Annotated in this window: 1 protein-coding gene; it reads right to left on the bottom strand. The window is 30.5% G+C overall.

Translation table 11 applies throughout. From position 1 onward, the window contains the following. Positions 1-766: motility associated factor glycosyltransferase family protein (locus ACOTVC_RS08930; RefSeq protein ID WP_421628393.1), on the bottom strand; the 766-nt coding region annotated here is incomplete at both ends.

The following is a 766-nucleotide window of genomic DNA, read 5'->3' as shown; positions in this document are numbered from 1 at the left end:
TCCTTCTATCCTAGCTCCACCTTCTGTGGCATTATAGGTTGTAATGTTGATTTTTTTGACTAACTCTATATCTCTTTGAAAGGTTTTTCTAAAAATATCCCAACACATATTCGTCTCAACCTTACCATTGCCACCATAAGCAGTAATAAACAAACCTTCTTTTCTATCATTTTCACTTTCTTGGGTATGTAGATATTCTTTAGGATGAGAATTGCCATTCTCATCATAGGCTAAATCTTGACCTATTAAGATAATATTTTTATGACCTAGTTTTACAGCTAGTTCATAAGCCATATTGGCTACACTCATACCTGTACCTAAATACCCATAATCATCCATATGTAATGCTTTAGAAAAAGGCAGTGGTCTGTGTACTAATATATATGGTTTTTTTGTTTTTTCTAAAGCATCTATAACACTTTTATGTGCTACACTAGCTATAATAAATAATATATCTTTATCAAATTCTTGATTGTCTTGTTCAAAACATTGATAAACAAGATCATGTCTTTCTAAAGCTAATACATAATCGGGTTTTATATTATGTTTTGCTAATATAGGATATGCTGTATCAGCACATATGATACTAGCTTTATTAGCATATTCTTTTAATAAAGGTAATTGCTTTATTAAAGATGGACCAGTAGAAACTACAATAGCATTTTCTATTTTATCTTTTCTTTGTTTTAGTAAATCTTTTAAACTAGGGTTCGCTAATTGATAAGGTAGATTGTGTAAAAGTTGGGTGATGCCTTCGAAGGAGTCT

It is taken from the genome of Campylobacter sp. GB48, assembly GCF_049221845.1.
Taxonomy (GTDB): Bacteria; Campylobacterota; Campylobacteria; order Campylobacterales; family Campylobacteraceae; genus Campylobacter_D; species Campylobacter_D lari_C.
This window is presented reverse-complemented; position numbering and strand designations above follow the sequence as displayed.